Here is a 24090-nt window from a genome sequence, read left to right as displayed (position 1 = left end):
GGCCCCTAGGCCCACTTGGCCCGGAGCAGGTTGATGCCGGGGTAGGGCTGGGCCCTTATCCCGGTGAGCCGGTCGGCGTCCCAGGCCGTCATCAGCTCGTTGTGGAGGACCGGGTAGAGCACGGCCTGTTCGGCGACGACGTCGATGTAGTCCTGGATCATCGCCTTCTTCCGCTCCGGGTCGGGCTCGCGGGTGGCGGCGGCCATGTCCCGGAACAGCCGCTCGGCGACGGGGTGGCCGGCCCAGCGCGTGTACTGCATCCACAGGTTCCCGGGCCCGTGGTTGTAGTGCATGATCAGGTCGGCGTCGAGGCCGAACTGGTTGGGGTTCGAGGCGGCGGCGACGACCTGGTAGTCCCGCTTCTGGTCCAGCTTCGTGAAGACGGCGGTGGTCTCCTGCGGGGAGAGGGTGGTGCGCACGCCGACGGCGTCCCAGGAGGACTTCAGGGTCGGCAGGCAGTCGGCGATCCAGCTCACGTTCACCGCGAGGACGTCGATCTCCAGCCCGCTGACCCCGGCCTGCCTCAGCAGGGCCCTGGCCCGGTCGGGGTCGTGGTCGTAGACGGTCCCCGCCCGCCGGTGGCAGGGGTTGGCCTCGTCGAGGAAGGACGTCGCCGGCCTGCCGTGGCCCTTGAGCGCCACCTCGACCATCTGCTCGGTGTCGATGGCGTAGTGCAGGGCCTGGCGCACCCGCACGTCGTCGAAGGGCTTGCGCCGGGTGTTGAACATCAGGAAGAGGTTGTTCATCCCGGCCCCGCCGGCGACGGTCAGCCCGCCGCGCTCCAGCCGGCCGATGTTGGCGTACGGGATGTTGTCGGCGATCTGGGCGTCCGCGCCGGAGCCGGAGATCTTCGCGACGCGGGGTGCCGCGTCGACGATCGTCAGCCAGTTCATCCGCCGGAAGGCGGGCGGGCGCGGGCCGTTGTAGCCGTCGAACGCCTCGAAGGCGGTGTTGGACTTCGGGTGGTGCGCGGTCTGCCGGTACGGCCCCGAGCCGACCGCCAGCCCCTTGACCGCGTCGTTCCAGGCGCCGGGCCGGGAGAAGACGTGCTTCGGCATGACCTTGGCGAGGGTGAGCCGTGCCAGCCCGTCCGGGAAGGGGAACCTCAGCACCAGCTCCACGGTCCGCCGGTCGACCGCGCGGGCCTTCTCCAGCCAGCTCGCGAAGAAGCCCTTGGCGAGGGTCTGGGTGTCCGGGTCGAGGATCCGGTCGAAGACGAAGACGACGTCGTCGGCGGTGACGGGCTTCCCGTCGTGGAAGGTGGCGCCCTCCCGCAGCGTGAACCGCCACACCGTGCCGTGCGGGTCCTTCGGCACCTCGGTCGCCAGCGCCGCGTACGGCTCGCGGGAGATCGGGTCGGTGTCGAGCAGGCCCTCGTAGATGTGGTGGTTGGCGGCCATGGAGAACGCGGAGGCGGTCTGGGTGGGGTCCCAGCTGCCGTCGTTGCCGTAGCCGATGACCGCCGTGAGCGTCCCGTCCCGGCCGCCGCCCCCGCCGCCGGTGTCGTTGGTGGACTCCGGTCCGCCGCAGGCCGGCAGCGAGGCGGCGGCGGCGCCCGCCCCCAGCGCGCCGGTGTACTTCAACAGCGTCCGGCGGCGCGGCGCCGGCACGCCGCGGGTCACGTCGCGCACGGGTCCTCCAGCGGAAGAGGGGGTGGGGGAGGGCGGACGGCACAAGGCAGGTGGGAGAGGAGGTACGACGTCCTACGTCCGGTGGACAGCGCGACCTTAGGAGGGGCCGTGGGGGTGGTCAAGGGCCCGCGCACGAATGGGGTGGCCGCCAGAGGTCCGGTCCAATGACACTGGGGGCCGGACGTGTCGGACGATCGTGGGCCGGGGAGGGCGCGGCATGGGCGGGCGGTGGAACGAGGGGGACCCCGGTGTGCTGCGGCTGCCGTCCGGGCGGCTGGTGCGGGGCCGGGCCCTGCGGCGGCCCCTGGACCCGGCCGCGCCCGTCCCCGCGTACGGCGTCTACCTGCTCGGCGGGCGTCCGCCCGAGGTCCCCTGGGAGTCCCGCTGGATCCGCTGGCCCGACTTCCGGCTCCCGGCGGACCGGGCGGACGCCCGCGCGGCGCTCACCGAGGCGTGGGAGCGGGCCGCGCGGGACCGGGTGGAGATCGCCTGCGGGGGTGGGCGCGGCCGCACCGGAACCGCCCTGGCCTGCCTGGCGGTCCTGGACGGCGTGCCGCCGCGGGAGGCGGTGGCGTACGTCCGCCGGGCCTACGACCGGCACGCCGTGGAGACGCCCTGGCAGCGCCGGTACGTAAGGCGGTTCGGCGCCGGGTGAGGGGCCCCGCCGGCAGGGCGGGGCCCCCGGCGGGGCTCAGACGAGGGCGTCCGCCAGCAGGGCCGCCGTCTTCGCGAGGAGCGGGTGGTCCCACGGGGCGGCCCGGTCCGGCTTGGTCGACTGGATCGCCAGCACCAGCGGGGTGCCGTCCTCGGTCCAGGCGATGCCCACGTTGTTGTTGGTGCCGTACGAGCCGGCGCCGGTCTTGTCGGCCACCGTCCAGGTCGGCGGCAGCCCGGCCCTGAGCCGGTTGCCGCTGGTGGTGTTGTTCAGCAGCCAGTGCGTGAGGAGGTCGCGGTCACCGCGCTCCAGCGCGTCGCCGAGCACCAGACGGGCGTAGGTCCGCCCGATCGCGCGCGGGCTGGTGGTGTCGGTGATCCGCCACGGCTCGGCCGAGTTGAGCTCGGTCTCCCAGCGGTCCAGGCGGGTCACCGGGTCGCCGAGCGAACGGGCGAAGCGGGTGATCGCGGTGGGGCCGCCCAGCTCGCGCAGGAGCAGGTTGCCGGCGCCGTTGTCGCTGTAGCGGATCGCCGCGTCGCACAGTTCGGCGACCGTCATGCCCTCGGCCAGGTGCTCCCTGGTCCTGTCGGAGCCGTCCTCGGGCAGGTCGGCCGCCGTGTAGTGGATCCGGCGGGACAGCACCTCGCCGTCCCGGTCCAGGTCACGCAGCACGGCCGCGGCGGCGAGGGTCTTGAACAGCGAGCAGACCGGGAAGAGTTCGTCCGCGCGGTGCCGCACGGTCCGCTTCGTGCGGAGGTTGTGGGCGAAGACGCCCAGGCGGGCGCCGTGCTGCTCCTCCAGTTCGCGCAGGCGCGCGGTGACGTCGTCCGCCGCGCGCGCGGGCGTGGCCGTCAGCAGGGCCGCGGCCGTGGCGGTACCGGTCGCGAGCAGCGTCCGTCGGGCCATCGGGGGTCGGGGTGGGGTGCCGGCGTTCAAGATCTCTCACCTTCGCTCGGAATGCCGCGACGATCTCTCCCGTGATCGACGCGGGGGCGCGGACTTCCGGTTGCGCCCGGCCCCCGCCGGACCGCGGCGACGTCCTGTGCGACGGGCTTCGGCGGGGCGGGAGTCCGGTGCCGCCGGGACGGCGCCGGGCCGGGGGAGGGGACCGCGGTCGAGGCGGGCGGCGAGCCGCAGGAGGAGAGGTGCGTGGACTTCGCGCACAGCAGCCTCGCGAGTCCCGGCCTCCCGCCCCGTCCGGGTATCGGCCGTGTCCTCCGGGGGTTTACCCCGACGCCGTTTTCGGCCGGGGCGGCCGTACGGTGTGGCCGGAACGGACCGTGCGGAACCCCAGGTCGTCGATCCGGAAGGTCGGGTGGCCGCGGCGCCGCACGGAGGCCCGGCAGCTCCAGTGCTCGTCGGACCAGCCGCCGCCGCGCAGCACCCGGTAGGTGCCGTACACCTCGGCGTCGTAGACGTCCCAGCACCACTCCCACACGTTGCCCAACGTGTCGTACACGCCCCACGCGTTGGGCCGCCTGCCGCCCACGGGACGGATCCGCCCCTGCGAGTTGTCCTGGTACCAGGCGATGTCGTCGAGGCGGCCGTAGCGCGGACCGGTGGTACCGGCACGGCACGCGTGCTCCCACTCCGCCTCGGTCGGCAGCCGGTACCCGTCGGCGGAGGCGTCCCACTCGGCGGTCTCGTCCTCGATCCGCAGGCGGTACGCGGGCGTCAGCCCCTCGCGCAGCGACAGGGCGTTGCAGAACCGGACCGCGTCCCACCAGGAGACGCCCTCGACGGGCAGCCGGTCCCCCCGGGCGGCACTCGGGCGCAGGCCGGTGACCCGCTCGTAACACGCCTGGGTGACCGGGAACGCCGACATCCGGAACGGTGCGACGTCGACCGGCCAACTGCGCTGTGTCCGCCGGTCCGACAAGGTCACGCGCCCCGCCGGGACGGCGACCATCTCGTCGTCCGGGTCCGTCTCCATGACGGGCCACCCTACCCGCGTCCCGCGCCGCGGCGCGGTGCTCAGACGGTGCGCAGGAACGCGGTCCAGGCGTCCGCCCCGACCACCAGGACGGGTCCGTGCGGCACCTTGCTGTCCCGCACGGGGACGACACCGGGGACGCCGTCGGCGACCTCGACGCAGTCACCGCCGTTGCCGTCGCTGTAGGTGCTCTTGCGCCAGCGGGCCGCGCCGGGGAAGTCGTACGCGACCTCGACGCAGCTGCCGCCGTTGCCGTCGCTGTAAGTGCTCTTGCACCAGCGCGCGTTGCTCAGGTCGTACTCGTGCATCGTCTGAAGTCCTCCGCCACCGACTCGACCAGGGCCAGGGACGCCTCAGGCGACAGCGCGGCGGCCCTGAGCAGATCGTATGACGACTGCACGCGCTTCACCACGGCCGGATCGTCCAGCAGATTCCCCGAATACACGGCTTCTGTATAAGCCGTTGGCGGCGCGTCCTCGAACTCCATGAGCGCCAGCATGCCGTTCATGAGCGCGTACGCCCCAGCCGTGCACGGCAGCACCTGCACCAGCACCGTCCGCTGTCGTGCCAGCGCCGCCACGTGCTCCAGCTGCGCCGCCATGACCGCCGGGCCGCCCACCGGGACGCGCAGCACGTTCTCGTGCAGGATCACCCAATACACGGGACGTGTGGCGTCCTTCAGGATTCGGGCCCGTTCCACGCGGCCCGACACTTTCTCCTCGATGAACTCGTCCGGTGCGAGCGGGTTCATCGCCAAGGTGACCGCCCGCGCGTACGCGGCCGTCTGAAGCAGCCCGGGTACCAGCGCGGGCGCGAACTCGCAGATCCTCGTCGCCAGTGCCTCCAGCTCGGCCGCCTTGGCGAAGTAATCCGCATACCGCTTGTCGTCGATCAGCTTCCTGCACAACCGCTCGAAAATACCGTCGGTTTGCAGGACCTCGTCGATCCGCTGGGCGATATCCAGCTGCGGTTTTCGAATGGCCTGCTCGAACTGTCCGATGTAGGCGCCGGACACGAAGACCCGCGCACCCAACTCCACCTGCGTGAACCCCGCGTCCTCCCTGCGCCGCTTCAGCTCCGTGCCGAAGAACTCCCAGGCCGCCTGCCGCGAACCGTTGGCCATCGCCGAACCCCCTTGCACTGCCCCGCACTTGCAGGGCGCTGACCCTTTCCGAGTCTAGGTGCGCTGCGTCACCGTGGGAATGCGAAGCGTGAAAACGGAAAAGAAAGGGGAGCACGATGGCGGTACGGCACGCGGCGCTCTGCGTCGTGGAAGCGGAGGAAGCGGTGGAAGAATTGCGGACGGAACTCGCCGAGGCCGGAATTACCCTGCCCTCACTGGGGCTGGATCCGGTGAGTCTTGCGCGGGAGGCGCCCTGTCCGCTCGTGGAATTGGGCCGGTGTTCCGTGGAGACGGCCCGGCGGCTCGCGGCGGCGCTGCGATGAGGCCCCCGGTCGGCGCGTACGTGGTGGACACCCTCACGGGGCGGGTCGGGATCGTCATGGGGCACGAGGGGCCCTACGTCCAGCTCAGACCGTACGGGGGAGGCAGGGAGTGGGACGCCCATCCCCGCGCCGTGCGGCACGCCACCCCGGCCGAGCGGCTGCGCGCGGCGACGGCGTACGCCAACGCGCGCAGCCGGGGGGAGGTCCCTTGACGCGGAGGACGGGGCCGGCCGCCGCGTAGGCGAGAATGGATGCATGAGTCTGTTCCGCGACGACGGCATCGTGCTGCGCACCCAGAAGCTGGGTGAGGCGGACCGGATCATCACGCTGCTCACGCGGGGTCACGGCCGGGTACGGGCGGTGGCCCGGGGCGTGCGCCGGACGAAGTCCAAGTTCGGTGCGCGCCTCGAACCCTTCTCGCACGTCGACGTGCAGTTCTTCGCCAAGGGCAGCGAGCTGGTCGGGCGCGGGCTGCCGCTGTGCACGCAGAGCGAGACGATCGCCCCGTACGGCGGCGGGATCGTCACCGACTACGCGCGGTACACCGCCGGGACGGCCATGCTGGAGACCGCCGAGCGGTTCACCGACCACGAGGGCGAGCCGGCCGTCCAGCAGTACCTGCTGCTCGTCGGGGCCCTGCGCACCCTCGCCCGGGGCGAGCACGCGCCGCACCTCGTCCTGGACGCCTTCCTGCTGCGCTCCCTGGCCGTCAACGGCTACGCCCCGAGCTTCGGCGACTGCGCGAAGTGCGGGATGCCGGGGCCGAACCGGTTCTTCTCGGTGGCGTCGGGCGGTTCCGTCTGCGCCGACTGCCGGGTGCCCGGCAGCGTCGTACCCTCGCCGCAGGCGCTGGAGCTCCTCGGCGCGCTGCTCACGGGGGACTGGCGGACCGCGGACGCGTGCGAGCCGCGGTACGTCCGGGAGGCGAGCGGGCTGGTGTCCGCGTACCTGCACTGGCACCTGGAGCGCGGGCTGCGCTCCCTGCGCTACGTCGAGAAGTAGCCGCGGAGCGACCGGGCGGCTGCCGAGAAGCACGAGAAGCACTCAGACCTAGGGAGACGAGAGACACATGGCCGTACGCGGGATCCTGGGGCGCCAGCGCCGGGAGTACAGGACGCCGGAGCCGCACCCGTCCGGCGCGCGGCCCCCGAAGCTCCCCGGCGAGCTGGTCCCCAACCATGTGGCGATCGTCATGGACGGCAACGGGCGGTGGGCCAAGGAACGCGGGCTGCCGCGCACCGAGGGGCACAAGGTCGGCGCCGAGCGGGTCCTGGACGTGCTCCAGGGCGCGATCGAGATGGGCGTCGGGGCGATCTCGCTGTACGCCTTCTCCACGGAGAACTGGAAGCGCTCGCCCGAGGAGGTGCGCTTCCTGATGAACTTCAACCGCGACTTCATCCGCCGCACCCGCGACCAGCTCGACGAGCTCGGGATCCGGGTGCGCTGGGCGGGGCGGATGCCCAAGCTGTGGCGGTCGGTGGCCAAGGAGCTGCAGATCGCCCAGGAGCAGACCAAGGACAACGACCGGCTCACGCTGTACTTCTGCATGAACTACGGCGGCCGTGCGGAGATCGCGGACGCGGCCAAGGCGCTGGCGGAGGACGTCAGGGCCGGCCGGCTGGACCCCTCGAAGGTCACCGAGAAGACCTTCGCGAAGTACCTCTACTACCCGGACATGCCGGACGTGGACCTGTTCCTGCGGCCGAGCGGCGAACAGCGCACCTCGAACTACCTGCTGTGGCAGTCCGCCTACGCCGAGATGGTCTTCCAGGACGTGCTGTGGCCGGACTTCGACCGGCGCGACCTGTGGCGGGCGTGCCTGGAGTTCGCCTCCCGCGACCGCCGCTTCGGCGGGGCCATCCCGAACGAGGAGCTGCTCGCCATGGAGGGCAGGCAGGCCGAGGCCTGAGCCGGGACGGCCCCGGGCGGAACCGGACACCGGTGTTCCGCCCGGGGCCCACCGGGGACGGGACGCGGGCGGACGGCGCCCGCCCCGCCCGCGCGTCCGGAGCCACGGCTGCGCGTCCGGGGGCTCCACGCCCGCGTGTTCGAGGGCTCTACGGCTGCGCGGCGGCCGCCGCGCACTCCGCGCAGGTGCCGAAGATCTCCACCGTGTGCGCCACGTTCACGTAGCCGTGCTCGGCGGCGATGGCCTCCGCCCACTTCTCCACGGCCGGGCCCTCGACCTCGACGGCCCGGCCGCAGCTGCGGCAGACCAGGTGGTGGTGATGGTCGCCGGTGGAGCAGCGGCGGTAGACGGACTCGCCGTCGGCGGTGCGCAGCACGTCGACCTCGCCGGCGTCGGCGAGGGACTGCAGGGTGCGGTAGACGGTGGTGAGCCCGACCGAGTCGCCCTTGTGCTTGAGCATGTCGTGGAGCTCCTGCGCGCTGCGGAACTCCTCGACCTCTTCCAGGGCCGCCGCCACGGCGGCCCGCTGCCGGGTGGCGCGGCCCTTCACGGGCGGTCCAGCGGTCGTCACCGGTTGCCTCCTCATGTCTGCCTGTGCCCGGGTCATTGTGCCAGCCCGGGCCGGACCCGGTCAGACGCCGAGCTCGTCGGCGGTCCCCCGACTGGCCGGAATGGCGCACTCCGCGGGGTCCGCGGCGGGCCGCGCGGCGGCCAGCGCGCGGGCGCGGCGCCGGGCCAGCGGGGCCGCCAGCGCCGTCAGCAGGACGAACGCGCCGATGGTCAGCAGCACGATCGTCGCGCCGGGCGGCACGTCCTGGTAGTACGACGTGACGGTGCCGCCGAGGGTCACGCTCACGCCGACCGCGACGGCGATCGCGAAGGTCGCCGCGAAGCTGCGGCTGAGCTGCTGCGCGGCGGCCACCGGGACCACCATCAGCGCGGACACCAGCAGCAGGCCGACCACGCGCATCGCCACCGTCACCGTCACCGCCGCCGTGACCGCCGTCAGCAGGTTCAGGGCGCGCACCGGCAGGCCCGTCACCCGCGCGAACTCCTCGTCCTGGCTGACCGCGAACAGCTGGCGGCGCAGCCCGAGGGTGACCAGGACCACGAAGGCGGCCAGCACGCAGATCGCCGTGACGTCCGACTGCGAGACGGTCGACAGGGAGCCGAACAGGTACGAGGTCAGGTTGGCGTTGGAGCCCGTCGGCGCGAGGTTGATGAACATCACGCCGCCGGCCATGCCGCCGTAGAACAGCATCGCGAGGGCGATGTCGCCGCGGGTGCGGCCGTACCAGCGGATCAGCTCCATCAGCACCGCGCCGAGCACGGAGACGAGCGTCGCCATCCACACCGGCGACCAGGACAGCAGGAAGCCCAGGCCCACACCGGTCATCGCGACGTGGCCGATGCCGTCGCCCATCAGGGCCTGGCGGCGCTGGACCAGGTAGATGCCGACGGCGGGGGCGGTGACGCCGACCAGGACGGCGGCGATGAGCGCCCGCTGCATGAAGGCGTAGTCGAGGAAGTCCATCAGCTCAGCAGTCCCGTGCGGATCGGTTCGGCGCCCGCCGGTGCGTGCGGGTGTACGTGGTCGTGGCCGGGCAGCGCGTGCTGGCCGACCGCCTTGGGGGGCGGGCCGTCGTGCAGGACGCAGCCGTCGCGCAGCACGACGGCCCGGTCTATCAGGGGCTCCAGCGGACCCAGTTCGTGCAGGACCAGCAGGACGGTCGCGCCCTGGGAGACCTGCCGGCGCAGGGTGTCCGCCAGCACCTCCTGGCTGGCCAGGTCGACGCCCGCCATCGGCTCGTCCATGATCAGCAGCTCCGGCTCGGGGGCGAGCGCGCGGGCGATCAGGACGCGCTGGTGCTGGCCGCCGGACAGGGCGCCCACGGAGTCCTTCGCCCGGTCGGCCATGCCGACCAGCTCCAGGGACCGCCGTACGGCCTCGCGGTCCGCCTTGCGGAAGAGGCCGAAGCGGGCGCGGGCCAGGCGGCCGGAGGAGACCACCTCGGTCACCGTGGCGGGCACGCCGCCCGCGGCGGTGGTGCGCTGCGGGACGTAGCCCACCCGCGCCCAGTCGCGAAAACGCCTGTGCGGTGTGCCGAACAGCTCGATCTCGCCGCTGCTCACCGGCACCTGGCCGATGACGCTGCGCACGGCCGTCGACTTGCCGGAACCGTTCGCGCCGAGCAGCGCGACGACCTCACCGCGGCGCACGGTGAGGTCGATGCCGCGCAGGACGGGGCGCGAGCCCAGTTCCGCGCGGACGCCGCGCAGGGAAATGACGGGCTCGTTCATACCGTCCTCCGATGGGTCGATCACTTGGCTCCCAGGGCCGTCCGCAGGGCCTTGAGGTTGGCTTCCATCACCTGGAAGTAGTCGTCGCCGCGGGACTTGTCGGTGATGCCCTCGAGCGGGTCGAGGACGTCCGTCTTCAGCTTCGCGTCCCTGGCGAGGGTCTTGGCGGTCTTGTCGGACACCAGTGTCTCGTAGAAGACGGTGGTCACGCCGTCCGCCTTCGCCTCCTGCTGGAGCTCCCTGACGCGGGCCGCGCTCGGCTCGCTCTCCGGGTCCAGGCCGGAGATGGCCTCCTGGGTCAGCCCGTAGCGGTGGGCGAGGTAGCCGAAGGCGGCGTGGTTGGTGAAGAACACCTTCGTCCTGGTGTTCCGCAGGCCGTCCTCGAAGGCCGTGTCGAGGTCGGTCAGCTTCTCCACCAGGGCGTCGGTGTTCTTGCGGTAGTCGGCCGCGTGGTCCGGGTCGGCCTTCTCGAAGGCCTTGCCGACGCCCTCGGCGACCTCCGCGTACTTCACCGGGTCCAGCCAGACGTGCGGGTCGAGCGCGTGCTCCTCCTCTTCCGCGCCCTCCTCCGCGTGCTCCTCCCCGGTGCCGTGGTCGTGGCCGTCCTCGGTGCCGAGGTCCTCCAGCTTCGTGAGCGTCGCCGCGTCGATCTTCGTCTTGACGCCGGACTGGCCGATGGCCTCGTCGACGGAGGGCTGCAGGCCCTTGAGGTGGAGCGCCGCGTCGGCCTCCTCGATCTGCGCGCGCTGCTGGGGGCTGATCTCCAGGTCGTGCGGCTCCTGGCCGGGTTCGGTGAGGCTGGTGACCTGCACGTGGTCGCCGCCGATCCGCTCGGCGAGGAAGGCCATCGGGTAGAACGACGCGACGACGTCGAACTTCTCCGAGTTCCCCGAGTTCCCGCCCGCCGCCTCACTGTCGCCGGAACAGGCGGAGAGGGTGCCGAGGGCGAGGGCGGCGGCCGCCGCGGCCGCGATCCCGGATATGTGCTGTCGTCGTACGTTCATGACACTCATTTTCAGCAAAGATGGAAACCATTGTCAACAAAGCATGTCAGCGGTTCGCAGGACGGCCCATAGCGGTCCTGAGCGGGCACCGATTTGGCCGAGGGGCAGTCCCCGCCGGTAATCTGAAGCATTCGCTGGAAGCATCTCGCTTCGTCGCCCGTCGTCGTAATGAAGAGAGCACCGTGGCCGCCGACAAGATCGACACCATCGTCAGCCTGAGCAAGCGCCGTGGCTTCGTATTCCCCTGCAGTGAGATCTACGGCGGCCAGCGTGCCGCCTGGGACTACGGGCCGCTGGGTGTCGAGCTCAAGGAGAACCTCAAGCGCCAGTGGTGGCGCTACATGGTGACGTCGCGCGAGGACGTGGTCGGCATCGACTCGTCCGTGATCCTGGCCCCCGAGGTGTGGGTCGCCTCCGGCCACGTCGCCACCTTCACGGACCCGCTCACCGAGTGCACCTCCTGCCACAAGCGGTACCGTGCCGACCACCTGGAAGAGGCCTACGAGGAGAAGAAGGGCCACGCCCCGGAGAACGGGCTCGCGGACCTCAACTGCCCGAACTGCGGCAACAAGGGCACCTTCACCGAGCCCAAGCAGTTCTCGGGCCTGCTCTCCACCCACCTCGGCCCGACGCAGGACTCCGGCTCCGTCGCCTACCTGCGTCCCGAGACCGCCCAGGGCATCTTCACCAACTTCACCCAGGTGCAGACCACTTCGCGCCGCAAGCCGCCGTTCGGCATCGCCCAGATGGGCAAGTCGTTCCGCAACGAGATCACGCCGGGCAACTTCATCTTCCGCACCCGCGAGTTCGAGCAGATGGAGATGGAGTTCTTCGTCAAGCCGGGCGAGGACGAGAAGTGGCAGGAGTACTGGATGGAGCAGCGCTGGAACTGGTACACCGGCCTGGGCCTGCGCGAGGAGAACATGCGCTGGTACGAGCACCCCAAGGAGAAGCTCTCCCACTACTCCAAGCGCACCGCCGACATCGAGTACCGCTTCCAGTTCGGCGGCAGCGAGTGGGGCGAGCTGGAGGGTGTCGCCAACCGCACCGACTACGACCTCGGCGCCCACTCCAAGGCCTCCGGCCAGGACCTGTCCTACTTCGACCAGGAGGCCGGCGAGCGCTGGACGCCGTACGTCATCGAGCCGGCGGCCGGCGTCGGCCGCGCGATGCTGGCGTTCCTGCTGGACGCCTACGTCGAGGACGAGGCGCCCAACGCCAAGGGCAAGCTGGAGAAGCGCACCGTGCTGCGCCTGGACCACCGCCTCGCCCCGGTGAAGGTCGCGGTGCTGCCGCTGTCCCGCAACCCGGAGCTGTCGCCGAAGGCCAAGGGCCTCGCCCAGGCGCTGCGCCAGCACTGGAACATCGAGTTCGACGACGCCGGCGCGATCGGCCGCCGCTACCGCCGCCAGGACGAGATCGGCACGCCGTACTGCGTGACGGTCGACTTCGACACCCTGGAGGACAACGCCGTGACCGTGCGCGAGCGTGACTCCATGAAGCAGGAGCGCGTCTCCCTCGACCAGATCGAGGGCTACCTGGCCGGCCGCCTGATCGGCTGCTAGGGCCGCGCCGCCCCGCGTACCGGCCCCCGGTACGGGTCCCGCCGTGGACCTGTGCCGGGGGTTTTCGCATGTCCGGGGTGGTTCCCCCGGCGTCGCCCTCCTGCCGGCCCTCCTCGCCGCGGCCACCGACTGACATGTATTGAATGACAGATATTGAAATCTGTCATCTGTCATGCGAGGGTGGATCCATGACGACGCCGACCCGCCCCCTGGGAACCACCGGCCCCCGCGTCTTCCCCCTCGGCCTCGGCTGCATGGGATGTCCGCGCTGTACGGCGACGCCGACCGCGCCGAGTCGGTCGCCACCATCCACGCCGCCCTGGAGGCGGGCGTGACCCTGCTCGACACCGGCGACTTCTACGGCATGGGCCACAACGAGCTGCTGATCGGCGAGGCGCTGCGCGGCGCGCCCGCCGCCCGGCGCGAACAGGCGCTGGTCAGCGTGAAGTTCGGGGCCCTGCGCGGCCCGGACGGCTCCTGGTTCGGCTACGACGCCCGCCCCGCCGCCGTGAAGAACTTCGCCGCCTACACCCTCCAGCGCCTCGGCCTCGACCACATCGACATCTACCGGCCGGCCCGCCTCGACCCGGACGTCCCCATCGAGGAGACGGTCGGCGCGATCGCGGAACTCGTCGAGCAGGGCCACGTCCGCCACATCGGCCTCAGCGAGGTCGGCGCCGACACCCTCCGCCGCGCCGCCGCCACCGCGCCGATCACCGACCTCCAGATCGAGTACGGGCTGATCACCCGCGGCATCGAGGACCGCATCCTGCCGGCCGCCCGCGAGCTGGGCATCTCCGTCACGGCGTACGGCGTCCTCTCCCGCGGCCTGATCTCCGGCCACTTCACCCGCGACCGGCAGCTCGCCGCCCACGACTTCCGGGCCCACTCGCCCCGCTTCCAGGGCGACAACCTGCGGCGCAACCTCGACCTCGTGGAGGCCCTGCGCAAGATCGCCGATCAGAAGGGCGTGACGGTCGCGCAGATCGCCATCGCCTGGGTGCTCTCCCGCGGGGAGGACATCGTGCCCCTGGTCGGCGCCCGGACCCGCCAGCGGCTCACCGAGTCGCTGGGCGCGCTGGAGGTGACCCTGGACGCGGCCGACCTGGCGGCGATCGAGGAGGCCGTGCCGCCGGACGCGGCGGCGGGCGAGCGCTACCCGGCCGCGCAGCTGGCACACCTCGACAGCGAGCGCTGATCCCCGTGCCGGGTACGGTCTAGGACATGGCACCGACCACCGAGACCCTGACCGCCGAGCGCATCCTCGAAGCCACCGAGGAGGTGCTGCGCCGCCACGGCCCGGCCAAGGCCACCGTGGTGGACGTGGCCCGCGCGCTCGGCGTCAGCCACGGCAGCGTCTACCGGCACTTCCGGACCAAGGCGGCGCTGCGCGAGGCGGTCACCAAGCGGTGGCTGGACCGCGCCTGCGAGGAGCTGTCCGGCATCGCCGCCGGGGACGGCGACCCGGCGGTCCGGCTGCGGGAGTGGCTGGCGGCCCTGTTCACCGCCAAACGCCGCAAGGCCGGCGAGGACCCCGAGCTGTTCGCCACCTACCTGGTCCTGGCCGGGGAGAACGGCGAGGCGGTCGGCGCGCACATCGCCGACCTCACCGGCCAGTTGACGCGGATCGTGCGGGCCGGCATCGACTCCGGCGCCTTCGCGCCCGTCGCCGACCCCCGGGCCACGGCCCGTGCCCTCTTCCACGCCACGGACCGCTTCCACGACCCCTGCCACGCACGGGAGTGGGTGGAGCCGGGCGTCGAGGACGACTTCGAGACGGTCGTGGAACTGCTGGTGCGCGCGCTGCGGGCCTAGCCTCTGTCGTCGTCCCGGCCCCGGTGGAGCGCGAGCTCCGCCCGTCCGAAGCCGGGAAGCCGGCCGTGACCGCTGCCGGGCGGCGAAGATCCCCGGCGAGCGGGGCCTCGCGGCCGTGGCGGTGCCCATGGGCCCTCCCGCCCCGCCCGCGGACCGACCGCGATCCGATCACCCACGCGCTGAGCCTCCCGGGCCGCCCGAGCCGCCCGGGTCATCCGAAAAGCGACTCAGGGATTCACCGACCTCACGTACAACCCTCCCGCGTCTTTAGTGGTCTCCTGTTTGCTCATCGGACCGTTGAACCCGAGGCCAACGCCCGGCGAACGCGCCGTCCGTCGCACCCCACCGACTCCGGGATGTCCGCCGGACATCCCCGCATGCCGCAGGAGACCCGCATGCAGCACACCCTGCGACTCGCCCTCGCGACGGCCGCCGCGGCCGCGCTGACGGGCGGTCTGCTGATCACCCTGCCCGCCTCCCCGGCGCTGGCCGCGCCCTCCGGGCCGGCCGGTGACTTCAACGGCGACGGCTACCGCGACGTCGCCGTCGGCGCGATGGGCGCGGACGCCGGTTCCGTGCAGGACGCGGGCGCCGTCGTCGTGCTGTACGGCTCGTCCTCCGGCATCTCCGCGACGAAGAGGACCGTCATCACGCAGGACTCCACCGGCGTCCCGGGCGCCGCCGAGTCGGACGACCGCTTCGGCAGCAGCCTCGCCGCCGGCGACCTGAACGGCGACGGCTACGCCGACCTCGTCGTCGGCTCCCAGTACGAGGCCATCGGCGACCGCGACGGCGTCGGCTCGCTCACGATCCTGTGGGGCGGCTCCGGCGGCCTCTCCGGCGGCGCGGGCCTGCCCCAGCCGGCCGACCTGCCCGAGTGGGGCGGCTACGGCGCCTCCGTCGCCACCGGTGACTTCGACGGCGACGGCAAGACCGACGTCACCGCCACCGGCCAGGGCCGCGTCCACCTCTACCGCGGCGGCTTCACCCGTACCGGCACCCCGCTGAGCCACACCGACGTCGGCGAGCTGGGCGGCGCGTACGAGGCGATCGCGGGCGACATCAACGGCGACAAGGCCGCCGAGCGCGTCTACCCGTTCCTCGTCGACGGCGACGAGCGCGGCCAGATCGGCTACTTCCGCCACGACCCCGGCAACATGGACCACCCCGAGTCCGACTACGCCCTCACCGACCTGCCGAACGCCGACGGCGAGCACGGCACGATCGGCGACGTCAACGGCGACGGCTACGGCGACCTGGTCCTCGGCGACTACACCGACCCGCGCCCCGGCGTCACCGGCGGCCACAAGGGCGGCCAGATCAGCGTCTGGTACGGCGGCCCGAACGGCCCCGACCCGGCGCAGACGCCGACCGTCATCCACCAGGACACCACGGGCGTGCCCGGCTCCGGCGAGACGGACGACATCTTCGGCGCGTCCGTCACCGTCGGCGACATCAACGGCGACAAGTACGCCGACGTCGCGGTCGGCGCTCCCGGCGAGGACCTGGGCTCGGTGCAGGACGCCGGCTCGGTCACCGTCCTGTTCGGCTCCGCCGGTGGCCTGACCGGCACCGGTGCCAAGAGCTACACCCAGGACACCGCGGGCGTGCCCGGCTCCTCCGAGTACATGGACTGGTTCGGCGGCTCCGTCCGCCTGGTCGACTTCGACAGGACCGGCAAGGCCGACCTGGTCGTCGGCGCCGCCTACGAGAACGGCACCGGCGCCCTCACCACCCTGCGCGGCACCGCCTCCGGGCCGACCACGTCCGGCGCCACGTTCATCTCCGCCGCGAACGTCGCCGTCAAGGGCGGCAACCCCACCTTCGCCTGGGACATCGCCCCGTGACCCACCGTGGCCCGGCCGTGCCGCCCGCGGCCGCCCCGACCCCGCTCACGCCGTCCCTCACGGCGCGGTGCACCCGGGGCGGTCCCGGACGGCGGGCTTCTCCCACACCGACACGTGGCGGACGCTCTCGCCGGTGAACGGTGCCCGGGACCACCCCTCCCACCGGTCGCGCAGCCGCAGCCCGGCCAGGCGCGCCATCAGGTCCAGCTCGGCCGGCCACACGTACCGGAACGGGATCGCCCGGTACTCGGCGCGGCCGTCGACGATCGTGACGTAGTGCGAACTCATCGCCTGGGTGGCGGTGTCGTAGGTGTCGAAGGCCCACTGCGCCGGGCCGACGCGGAACGGCACCGCGCTCTGCCCGGGCGGCAGCCGGCGCAGCTCCGGCACCCCCACCTCGACGACGAAGCAGCCGCCGGGCCGCAGGTGGGCGGCGGCGTTGCGGAAGCAGTCCACCTGGGCGTCCTGCGTGGTCAGGTTGTTGATCGTGTTGAACACCAGGTAGACGACCGAGAACGCGCCGGGCACCCGGGTCGTGGCGAAGTCGCCGACCGTCACGCCGACGCTGTCGCCGCCGGGTTTGGCCCGCAGCCGGGCCACCATCGCCCGGGACACGTCGATGCCGTGCACCGGGACCCCGCGCGAGGCCAGCGGCAGCGCGATGCGGCCGGTCCCGACGCCGAGTTCGAGCGCCGGGCCGTCGCCGGCGAGCCCGGCCAGCAGGTCCACCGCCGGGTCCACCACCTCGGGGCGGAACATGTCCGCCGCCGACTCGTCGTAGGCGGCCGCGACGCTCTCCGGGAAGTAGCCGTCCTCATCGCTCATCGGGGGACCGTACCGCCGACGGCCCCCGGGTGCGCGCGGTTTTCCGGGGGCCGTCGGCGGTCAGCCGACCGCGCGCGGCAGGCGCAGGCTCAGCAGCCCGGTCAGGACCACCCCGGCGAACTGCACCGACAGCGTCACGACCAGCGCGTCCCGCATGCCCATGGCCGGTACCAGGGACAGGAACAGCGTGCCCAGGGTGGCCACGCCGAGGGCCAGCGCCGACTGCTGGACGGTGACCATCACGCCGCTGCCGACGCCCGCGCGGGCGGGCGGCACCTCGGACAGCACGACCCGGAAGACGACGGGCAGTTGCAGCGCCTGGCCCGCACCGGCCACCGCCCCTCCCGGCAGCAGTTCGAGGATCCCCAGGTGCGGCCAGCGGAACCAGGCGGCCAGGGCGATCAGGACCAGACCCAGGCCCTGCAGCACGGCGCCCGCCGTCACCACGCGCGTGCCGTACCGGGCGACCAGCCGCGGGCCCAGCAGCGAGAAGACGAAGAACACCACGGCCAGCGGCGCGAGCGCGAGGCCCGCGGCGACCGGAGCGAGCCCCGCGCCCTGCTGCAACGCCACCGCGATCACGAACATGAAGCCGCTGAAACCGGCGGAGAACGGCAGGATCAGCAGCAGCCCCCGCCGCAGGGAGGCCAGCCGGAACAGGCTCGGCGGGATCAGCGGCGTACGGCCCCGGCGGTCCCTGCGGCGCTCCACCGCGTGGAACGCCGCCGCCGCGCACGGGAACGCCGCCAGCGACAGCCACGTCCACAGCGGCCAGCCCGCCGCCCGGCCCTCGGTGAGCGGGACCAGCAGCGTGAGCAGGCAGACGGCGAGGAGGACGGTGCCCGGGCCGTCGACCGGCTCGGGGCGGTCGGAGCGGGTCTCCGGCACGGTCCGGGCGGCCAGTACCAGGCCGACGAGCACGACCGGCACGTTCACCAGGAACACCGAGCGCCAGCCGGTGCCCGCGATGTCCGCCGCGACCAGGACGCCGCCGAGGATCTGCCCGGCGATCATGGACAGCCCGGCGGTCGCGCCGTACAGCCCCATGGCCCTGGCACGGCGCGGCCCGGCCGTGGTCGCCTGGATGGTGGCCAGCACCTGCGGCAGCATCGCGGCGGCCGACGCGCCCTGCGCGACCCGTGCCGCCACCAGCGACCAGGCGTCGGGAGCGAGCCCGCACGCCAGCGAGGTCAGCCCGAAGCCCGCCATGCCGGCCAGGAACAGCCGTCGGCGGCCGAACAGGTCGCCGAGCCGGCCGCCCAGGACGAGCAGGACGGCGTACGACACCCCGTACCCGGCGACGACGAGTTCGAGGACCGCCTCGCTCGCGGCGAGGCCGGTGCCGATGGCGGGCAGGGCGACGTTGACGATGAAGAAGTCGACGAGGGGCAGTGCCGCGGCCAGCAGCACCGTGAACAGTCCGGGCCCGCCGAGCACGGGTGGGGCGGCGGGGGAGCGGACGGGCGGTGAGGTGAGGATTTCGGTCACGGCCACGAGCCTGTCGCCGCGCCGGGACCGGTACCAGAGTCCTGTTGTCCTGGTACCACCGCCACCTGGAAACAGGGTGCCGCGGACGGCAGGCTGGAGGGCATGACGACCATGGCCCGGGAAACGGCCCCGCGCGCGCCCGAGGCGCCCCGCGAGGCGGATGTCCGGCGGCACGAGCTGGCCGCCTTCCTGCGCAGCCGCCGGGAGCGGATCAGCCCCGAGCAGGTCGGCCTGCCGCGCGGCCGCCGGCGCCGTACGCCCGGGCTGCGCCGCGAGGAGGTCGCCCAGCTCTCCGCCGTCGGCGTCACCTGGTACACCTGGCTGGAGCAGGCCCGCGACATCCAGGTCTCCGTACAGGTCCTCGACGCCCTCGCCCGCGCGCTGCTCCTCGACCCCAGCGAGCGCGCCCACCTCTTCCAGCTCGCCGGAGCCGTCGACCCGACACCGGCGGCCACCTCTCCGTCGGTCACCCCGGCCCTGCGGGCGGTGCTGGAGCAACTGGAGCCGTTCCCGGCGTGCCTGCAGAACAGCCGGTACGACATCCTCGCGTACAACCGCACGTACGGGCTGCTGCTGTGCGACCTGGACGCGGTGCCGCCCGAGGACCGCAACTGCCTGGTCCTGTCCTACACGAACGTCCAGTGGCAGTCGTCGATCGTGCACCTTCAGGAGGCCCAGCGCCTGATGGCCGCCCGCTTCCGCGCCGCGATGGCCGGCCACCTCGCCGAACCGGCCTGGAAGATGCTGCTCAAGCGGCTTCGTGCGGAGTCCGCCGAGTTCCGGGAGGTCTGGGACCGGCACGAGGTCGTCGCCCACCGCACCAAGCGCAAGGAGTTCGTCAACCGCCACGTCGGCCGTGTCACCGTCGACCACACCGACCTGTGGCTGGGCCCGGAGCCGGGACCGCGCATGGTGACGTACGTGCCGGCCGACGAGGAGTCGCACAGGCGGCTGGAGGAGCTGCTGGCGATCGCCTCGGCGCGGGGCGTCTAGGGCCTGTCGTCGAACTCCCGTCGTCCGCCCGGAGGGCGGGCCGTGTCACCCGCCGACGCCGGCCGCTTCCCGCACCTCCGCCGCCCGGAGCCGCTCGGCCGTGCGCTCGGCGGTGCGCCGGGCCCAGCGGCCGCTGGTCGCCGCGCCCAGGACCAGGACGGCGAGGCCGCAGCCCACCAGGATCCACCAGCCCGGGCGGGCGGCCGCCACGAAGGCGTCCCGGTACGGCGACGCGCCCACGCCCGAGGCCAGTACCGCCCCGACCACCGCCACGCCGAGGGTCTGGCCGAGCTGGCGGCTGGTGGAGGCGACGGCGGCGGCCACACCGGCCTGGGCGCGGGGCATGCCGGAGACGGCGGTGTTGGTGATGGGGGCGTTGACGAAGCCGAAGCCGACGCCGAAGAGGGCGTAGCCGAGGAAGAGGGTGACGTCGGAGGTCTCGGCGTCGAAGGCGGCGAACAGCAGGGCGCTCGCCGTCATGGCGCAGCCCGCGACCAGCAGGGACAGGCGCGGGCCCCGGCTGCCGACCAGGCGGCCGGACAGCGGGGCGCACAGGAAGGTCGGGACCGCCATCGGCAGCATCCACAGGCCCGCGTGCAGGGCGTCCAGGCCGCGCACGTTCTGCAGGTACAGCGTCGACAGGAAGAGGAAGCCGCCCAGGGCCGCGAACGCGCTGATCGCGACCACCGTGGCCCCGCTGAACGGCGCCGAGCGGAAGAAGCGCAGGTCGATGAGGGGTTCGGCGCGGCGGGGCTCGTACCACAGCAGACCGAGCAGCGCGGCCGGCGCGAGCACGGCGAAGGGGGCGATCGCGCCGGGGGCGGCGTGCGGCGCCTCGATGATCGTGTAGGTCAGGGAGCCGAACAGCACGATCACCAGGAGCTGGCCGACCGGGTCGGGGCGGCGGGCCCGGCCGGCCCGGGACTCGGGGACGAAGCGCAGGGTGAGCAGCAGCGCGGCGAGGGCCACCGGCAGGTTGATCCAGAAGATCGCCCGCCAGCCGACCGACTCCACCAGCAGGCCGCCGACGAGCGGGCCGGCGGCCATCGAGATGCCCACCACCGCGCCCCACGCGCCGATCGCCCGGGCCCGCTCGCGCGGTTCGGTGAAGGTGTTCGTGATGATCGACATGGCGACCGGGTTGAGCATCGAGCCGCCCACCGCCTGCACCATGCGGAAGGCGATCAGCGACCGGAGGTCCGGCGCGAGGGAGCACAGCAGCGAGCCGGCGCCGAAGACCACCAGCCCCGCCGTGAAGACCCGCCTGCGGCCGATCCGGTCGGCGGTGGAGCCCGCGAGCATCAGCAGCGAGGCCAGCACCAGCGTGTAGGCGTCGATCGTCCACTGCAGGCCCGAGGTGCTCGCGTGCAGCTCCCGCTGCATGGCGGGCAGGGCCACGTTCAGGACCGTGTTGTCCAGACTCACGATCAGCAGGCTCATGCAGCAGATCGCGAGGACCAGCAGGCGCCGGCGGGGACTGAGCTCGGGCATGGCTCCCATCGTACGCTCGATAGTGCGGTTAACTAATGACCGTTGCACGGTTCTGTGTGCCGGGTACCCGCGGCGTGCGTGACAATGGGGGAATGCCCACGCCCACGCCCACGAGGAACTCGACGCACACGACGCCCACGACGGACACGACGCATGCGGCGGACACGACGCATGCGGCGGACGCGCCCCTGCGGATCGGTCCGCACACGGTGCGGCCGCCCGTCGTGCTCGCGCCCATGGCCGGGATCACCAACGCGCCCTTCCGCACCCTGTGCCGGGAGTTCAGCGGCGGCAAGGGCCTGTTCGTCAGCGAGATGATCACCACCCGGGCACTGGTCGAGCGCAACGACAAGACCATGCAGCTGATCAGGTTCGACGCGAGCGAGCGGCCCCGCTCCATCCAGCTGTACGGCGTCGACCCGGTGACCGTCGGCAAGGCCGTCCGCATGATCGCGGAGGAGGACCTCGCCGACCACATCGACCTGAACTTCGGCTGCCCGGTGCCCAAGGTGACCCGCAAGGGCGGCGGCTCGGCCCTGCCCTACAAGCGGAACCTGCTGCGGGCGATCCTGCGGGAGGCCGTCGGCGGGGCCGGGGGCCTGCCCGTGACGATGAAGATGCGCAAGGGCATCGACGACGACCACATCACCTACCTCGACGCCGGGCGCATCGCCGTCGAGGAGGGCGTCACCGCCATCGCGCTGCACGGGCGCACGGCCGCCCAGCACTACGGCGGCACCGCCGACTGGGACGCCATCGCCCGGCTGAAGGAGCACGTGCCGGAGATCCCGGTGCTCGGCAACGGCGACATCTGGTCGGCCGAGGACGCGCTGCGCATGGTGCGCGAGACCGGCTGCGACGGGGTGGTCGTCGGCCGGGGCTGCCTGGGGCGGCCATGGCTGTTCGCCGACCTCGTCGCCGCCTTCGAGGGACGCACCGGGGACATCGCGCGGCCGACCCTGCGGGAGGTCGCCGACGTCATGGTCCGTCACGCCACCCTGCTCGGCGAGTGGATCGGCGACGAGTCGCGCGGGGTCGTCGACTTCCGCAAGCACGTCGCCTGGTACCTCAAGGGGTTCGCGGTCGGCTCCGAGATGCGCAGGAAACTGGCGGTCACCTCCTCGCTGGAGGAGCTGCGGGCCGGGCTGGACGAGCTGGACCTCGACCAGCCGTGGCCGGCCGGCGCCGACGGGCCCCGCGGCCGTACGTCCGGCAACAACCGGGTGGTGCTGCCGGACGGCTGGCTGAAGGACCCGTACGACTGCGCGTGGGTCGGCGAGGACGCGGAGCTGGACACCTCCGGCGGCTGATCAGCCCCCGGAGGGGGACGGGGTCGAGCCGAACGCCGTCAGGAAGCGGTCGCGGAAGGAGCTCATCGGCCACACCGGCGCGTTCCGGGCCGGTGTGAGGCCGTCCGTCCACTTCCAGCCGTCGACCTTGTCCAGCACCTCCGGGTCCCTGGCGACGATCGAGACCGGCACGTCGCGCGAGGCGCGGTCGCCGCTGACCCGGGAGACGGGCTGGTGGTCGCCGAGGAAGACCAGCACGGTGTCGTCGGTGCCGTAGCGCTGCAGCCACTGGGTGAGGCTGGTGAGCGAGTACTGGATCGACTTGCCGTACTCCTGCCGCGACCGGGTGGCGTCGGTGACGACGTCCCCGGGCTTCTGGCCGGCGTCGTGGACGGCGTGGAAGACGGAGCCGTCGCCCAGTTCGTCCCAGCCGACCATCCTCGGGATCGGCGCCCAGGGCTGGTGGCTGGAGGTCAGGATGACCAGGGACATCAGCGGCCTGTCGCGCTTCCGGCCGTGCACCCGGCGCTGGAAGGCCTCCAGGGCGTACTGGTCGGGCATGGTCGACCAGCTGAACTTCGGTCCCCGGTAGCCCAGGTCGAAGGCGTCGTAGACCTTGTCGAGGCCGTACCACTCAGCCTCCGGCCAGCCCTTCTGCACACCGGGCATGACGCCGACGGTGTCCCAGGCGCCGGTCCTGCGGAACGCCTCGGTCAGGGTCAGGTGGTCCCCGGCGGTGACGGTGCGGTAGCGCTGCTGGTTGTCGATCCACAGGCCCGACATGGCCGTGGAGTGGCCGAGCCAGCTGCTGCCGCCGTACGTCGCCGAGGTCAGCCAGCCGCTCTTCGCGCGAAAGCCCGCCTTCGCCAGCGCCTCGGTGCTCGTGTCGAGCGTCCGGCCGACGCCGGGTGCCATGACCGGGTCCTCGATCGCGCTGCGGCCGTAGCTCTCGATGAACGTGAAGATCACGTCCTTGCCGCGCAGGTCGGGCACGAGCCGGCCGGGGGGCGTGGCACCGAAGGTGTCGGCCCTGGCCTCCCTCGCGAACGCGGCCTCGTCCCGCAGGGTGTCCGCGACCCGGTGGGCCTGCGCCTTCAGGGCCCCGGCGCTGCGGTCGGAGGCGATCGGCATGCCGGAGACCTGCAGGCCGAGGGCGGAGCAGGTGATCCAGACGGTGCCGGCGGCGAGGGCGCCCCGGGTGGCCCGGCCGCGGTGCCGGGCCAGCAGGTCGCCGAGCCGCACCGTCGCCAGGGCCATGACGACCAGCAGGAGCAGGACGAGGACGACGGCACCGACGGCCGCGCCGGTCGCGGCCGTGCGGCCCGCCGTGTCCTCGACGTACGCCTGGGCGTCGTCCAGCAGGCCCCAGTCGAGCACGAGGTTGAAGCCCCGTCCGAGGTACTCGTTGAAGCCCATGTCCAGGACGTTGACGACGGTCAGCGCGCCGAGGCCGGTCCCGTACAGCACCGCCGCGACCAGGCGCGGCACGCGCGGCAGGGCGAGCAGCACGGCGGCCCCGACGATCGCCTCCGCGGGAAGGCGCGTGAACCGGTCGGGCTGCAGGCCCTGGAGGGTGTTCGGAAGCAGCAGGGCCCCGAGGACCAGCACGGCGGCCAGGGCGGTGGTGATCCGGGACAGCGCCCGGGCGGCGGCGGGGTACCGCGTGCGCCAGGCACGCAGGCGCGCGAGGCGGGCCCGCACCGTCCGTACCGTCCGCACCGTCCGCGAAGCCCCCGGGACCCCCGGGGCTCCGGGGGCTTCGCGGACGGTGCCGTCGCCCGTGTCCCCGGCCGGGGCGGGCGGCTGGCGGAAGCGCGTGAAGACAGGCACCCGGAGGTCCTTCCGTACGAAACCCGTGGGACGGCGGACCCGGTGGGGGGAAGGTCGGGTCCGCCGCA

General features: G+C 72.9%; 23 protein-coding genes and 1 pseudogene. 11 read left to right on the top strand and 13 right to left on the bottom strand.

The genetic code is table 11. The features are described 5' to 3' along the window. Window positions 1–5: 5 nt before the first annotated feature. Complete coding sequence (locus AB0L29_RS07080) at window positions 6–1631, bottom strand: ABC transporter substrate-binding protein (protein WP_365824198.1); 1626 nt, start codon at window positions 1629–1631, stop codon at window positions 6–8. Window positions 1632–1848: 217 nt separating this feature from the next. Between AB0L29_RS07080 and AB0L29_RS07075 the strand changes: the two genes are divergently transcribed. Beyond that, window positions 1849–2286 (top strand): protein phosphatase, encoded by a 438-nt coding sequence (locus AB0L29_RS07075; RefSeq protein WP_365824196.1) that lies wholly within the window; start codon window positions 1849–1851, stop codon window positions 2284–2286. 36 nt (window positions 2287–2322) lie between these two features. Here AB0L29_RS07075 and bla read toward each other — a convergent pair whose 3' ends face one another. The 4 genes from bla to AB0L29_RS07055 all read right to left on the bottom strand — a co-directional run bounded on the left by bla (window position 2323) and on the right by AB0L29_RS07055 (window position 5342). Continuing rightward, on the bottom strand, window positions 2323–3192 hold the full coding sequence (gene bla / locus AB0L29_RS07070) for a class A beta-lactamase (RefSeq protein WP_365824194.1): 870 nt from the start codon (window positions 3190–3192) through the stop codon (window positions 2323–2325). 319 nt (window positions 3193–3511) lie between these two features. Beyond that, entirely contained in the window at window positions 3512–4219 is a 708-nt protein-coding gene (locus AB0L29_RS07065; RefSeq protein WP_365824193.1) for a formylglycine-generating enzyme family protein, read from the bottom strand. A 41-nt stretch (window positions 4220–4260) separates the two neighbouring features. Next, complete coding sequence (locus tag AB0L29_RS07060; RefSeq protein WP_365824191.1) at window positions 4261–4527, bottom strand: DUF397 domain-containing protein; 267 nt, start codon at window positions 4525–4527, stop codon at window positions 4261–4263. Then, window positions 4509–5342 carry a helix-turn-helix transcriptional regulator gene (locus AB0L29_RS07055; protein WP_365824189.1) on the bottom strand — a complete coding sequence of 278 codons (834 nt, stop codon included), beginning with the start codon at window positions 5340–5342 and terminating at the stop codon, window positions 4509–4511. The genes AB0L29_RS07060 and AB0L29_RS07055 overlap by 19 nt, the downstream gene beginning before the upstream one ends. A 116-nt stretch (window positions 5343–5458) precedes the next feature. On the opposite strand from AB0L29_RS07055, the gene AB0L29_RS07050 reads away from it, so the two are divergent. The 4 genes from AB0L29_RS07050 (at window position 5459) to AB0L29_RS07035 (ending at window position 7574) form a co-directional block, all read left to right on the top strand. Continuing rightward, the gene (locus AB0L29_RS07050; RefSeq protein WP_365824187.1) at window positions 5459–5665 is read left to right on the top strand and encodes a hypothetical protein; all 207 of its coding nucleotides are present in this window, start codon (window positions 5459–5461) and stop codon (window positions 5663–5665) included. Beyond that, window positions 5662–5877 carry a hypothetical protein gene (locus AB0L29_RS07045; RefSeq protein WP_365824185.1) on the top strand — a complete coding sequence of 72 codons (216 nt, stop codon included), beginning with the start codon at window positions 5662–5664 and terminating at the stop codon, window positions 5875–5877. Before AB0L29_RS07050 ends, AB0L29_RS07045 begins: the two co-directional genes overlap by 4 nt. Window positions 5878–5920: 43 nt before the next feature. Then, complete coding sequence (gene recO, locus AB0L29_RS07040; protein WP_365824183.1) at window positions 5921–6667, top strand: DNA repair protein RecO; 747 nt, start codon at window positions 5921–5923, stop codon at window positions 6665–6667. Window positions 6668–6734: 67 nt separating this feature from the next. Continuing rightward, window positions 6735–7574 (top strand): isoprenyl transferase, encoded by an 840-nt coding sequence (locus AB0L29_RS07035; protein ID WP_365824181.1) that lies wholly within the window; start codon window positions 6735–6737, stop codon window positions 7572–7574. A 148-nt stretch (window positions 7575–7722) separates the two neighbouring features. Here the strand turns inward: AB0L29_RS07035 and AB0L29_RS07030 are convergent, their stop codons facing one another. Genes AB0L29_RS07030 through AB0L29_RS07015 form a run of 4 tightly spaced genes read right to left on the bottom strand, consistent with a single transcriptional unit; the run spans window position 7723 to window position 10879 of the window. Beyond that, window positions 7723–8145, bottom strand: a complete 423-nt coding sequence (locus AB0L29_RS07030; RefSeq protein WP_365824179.1) for a transcriptional repressor — start codon at window positions 8143–8145, stop codon at window positions 7723–7725. A 60-nt stretch (window positions 8146–8205) separates the two neighbouring features. Next, window positions 8206–9108 carry a metal ABC transporter permease gene (locus AB0L29_RS07025; RefSeq protein WP_365824177.1) on the bottom strand — a complete coding sequence of 301 codons (903 nt, stop codon included), beginning with the start codon at window positions 9106–9108 and terminating at the stop codon, window positions 8206–8208. Continuing rightward, window positions 9108–9875, bottom strand: coding sequence for a metal ABC transporter ATP-binding protein (locus AB0L29_RS07020; protein ID WP_365824175.1), 768 nt, complete (start codon window positions 9873–9875; stop codon window positions 9108–9110). The genes AB0L29_RS07025 and AB0L29_RS07020 overlap by 1 nt, the downstream gene beginning before the upstream one ends. A 20-nt stretch (window positions 9876–9895) precedes the next feature. After that, a complete protein-coding gene (locus AB0L29_RS07015) occupies window positions 9896–10879 on the bottom strand; it encodes a metal ABC transporter substrate-binding protein (RefSeq protein WP_365824173.1) in 984 nt (327 codons plus the stop codon). A 182-nt stretch (window positions 10880–11061) separates the two neighbouring features. Between AB0L29_RS07015 and AB0L29_RS07010 the strand changes: the two genes are divergently transcribed. From AB0L29_RS07010 to AB0L29_RS06995, 4 genes and pseudogenes are all read left to right on the top strand, one after another. Beyond that, window positions 11062–12444, top strand: coding sequence for a glycine--tRNA ligase (locus AB0L29_RS07010; RefSeq protein ID WP_365824171.1), 1383 nt, complete (start codon window positions 11062–11064; stop codon window positions 12442–12444). A gap of 188 nt (window positions 12445–12632) precedes the next feature. Beyond that, window positions 12633–13642 (top strand): annotated as a pseudogene (locus AB0L29_RS07005) (aldo/keto reductase). A gap of 26 nt (window positions 13643–13668) precedes the next feature. Next, on the top strand, window positions 13669–14259 hold the full coding sequence (locus AB0L29_RS07000; protein ID WP_365824170.1) for a TetR family transcriptional regulator: 591 nt from the start codon (window positions 13669–13671) through the stop codon (window positions 14257–14259). Between the two features lie 395 nt (window positions 14260–14654). Then, the gene (locus AB0L29_RS06995; RefSeq protein WP_365824168.1) at window positions 14655–16106 is read left to right on the top strand and encodes an FG-GAP-like repeat-containing protein; all 1452 of its coding nucleotides are present in this window, start codon (window positions 14655–14657) and stop codon (window positions 16104–16106) included. Between the two features lie 57 nt (window positions 16107–16163). Here AB0L29_RS06995 and AB0L29_RS06990 read toward each other — a convergent pair whose 3' ends face one another. Together AB0L29_RS06990 and AB0L29_RS06985 are read right to left on the bottom strand one after the other, a co-directional pair. Continuing rightward, on the bottom strand, window positions 16164–16931 hold the full coding sequence (locus AB0L29_RS06990) for a class I SAM-dependent methyltransferase (RefSeq protein ID WP_365824166.1): 768 nt from the start codon (window positions 16929–16931) through the stop codon (window positions 16164–16166). 60 nt (window positions 16932–16991) lie between these two features. Beyond that, entirely contained in the window at window positions 16992–18419 is a 1428-nt protein-coding gene (locus AB0L29_RS06985) for an MFS transporter (protein WP_365824164.1), read from the bottom strand. 102 nt (window positions 18420–18521) lie between these two features. Here AB0L29_RS06985 and AB0L29_RS06980 point away from each other — a divergent pair, with 102 nt between their 5' ends. Then, window positions 18522–19412: a helix-turn-helix domain-containing protein gene (locus AB0L29_RS06980; RefSeq protein ID WP_365824162.1), complete on the top strand. Its 891-nt coding sequence runs from the start codon at window positions 18522–18524 to the stop codon at window positions 19410–19412. Window positions 19413–19457: 45 nt separating this feature from the next. Here the strand turns inward: AB0L29_RS06980 and AB0L29_RS06975 are convergent, their stop codons facing one another. Next, window positions 19458–20903, bottom strand: coding sequence for an MFS transporter (locus AB0L29_RS06975; RefSeq protein WP_365824160.1), 1446 nt, complete (start codon window positions 20901–20903; stop codon window positions 19458–19460). 92 nt (window positions 20904–20995) lie between these two features. On the opposite strand from AB0L29_RS06975, the gene dusB reads away from it, so the two are divergent. Next, window positions 20996–22213 carry a tRNA dihydrouridine synthase DusB gene (gene dusB, locus AB0L29_RS06970; protein WP_365824158.1) on the top strand — a complete coding sequence of 406 codons (1218 nt, stop codon included), beginning with the start codon at window positions 20996–20998 and terminating at the stop codon, window positions 22211–22213. Here dusB and AB0L29_RS06965 read toward each other — a convergent pair whose 3' ends face one another. After that, window positions 22214–24022: a CDP-alcohol phosphatidyltransferase gene (locus AB0L29_RS06965; RefSeq protein ID WP_365824157.1), complete on the bottom strand. Its 1809-nt coding sequence runs from the start codon at window positions 24020–24022 to the stop codon at window positions 22214–22216. Between the last annotated feature and the right edge of the window lie 68 nt (window positions 24023–24090).

It is taken from the genome of Streptomyces sp. NPDC052701 (assembly GCF_040678355.1).
Classification (GTDB): domain Bacteria; phylum Actinomycetota; class Actinomycetes; order Streptomycetales; family Streptomycetaceae; genus Streptomyces.
Note: the sequence above shows the minus strand (reverse complement) of the source record. Positions and strands in the feature narration are given on the sequence as shown.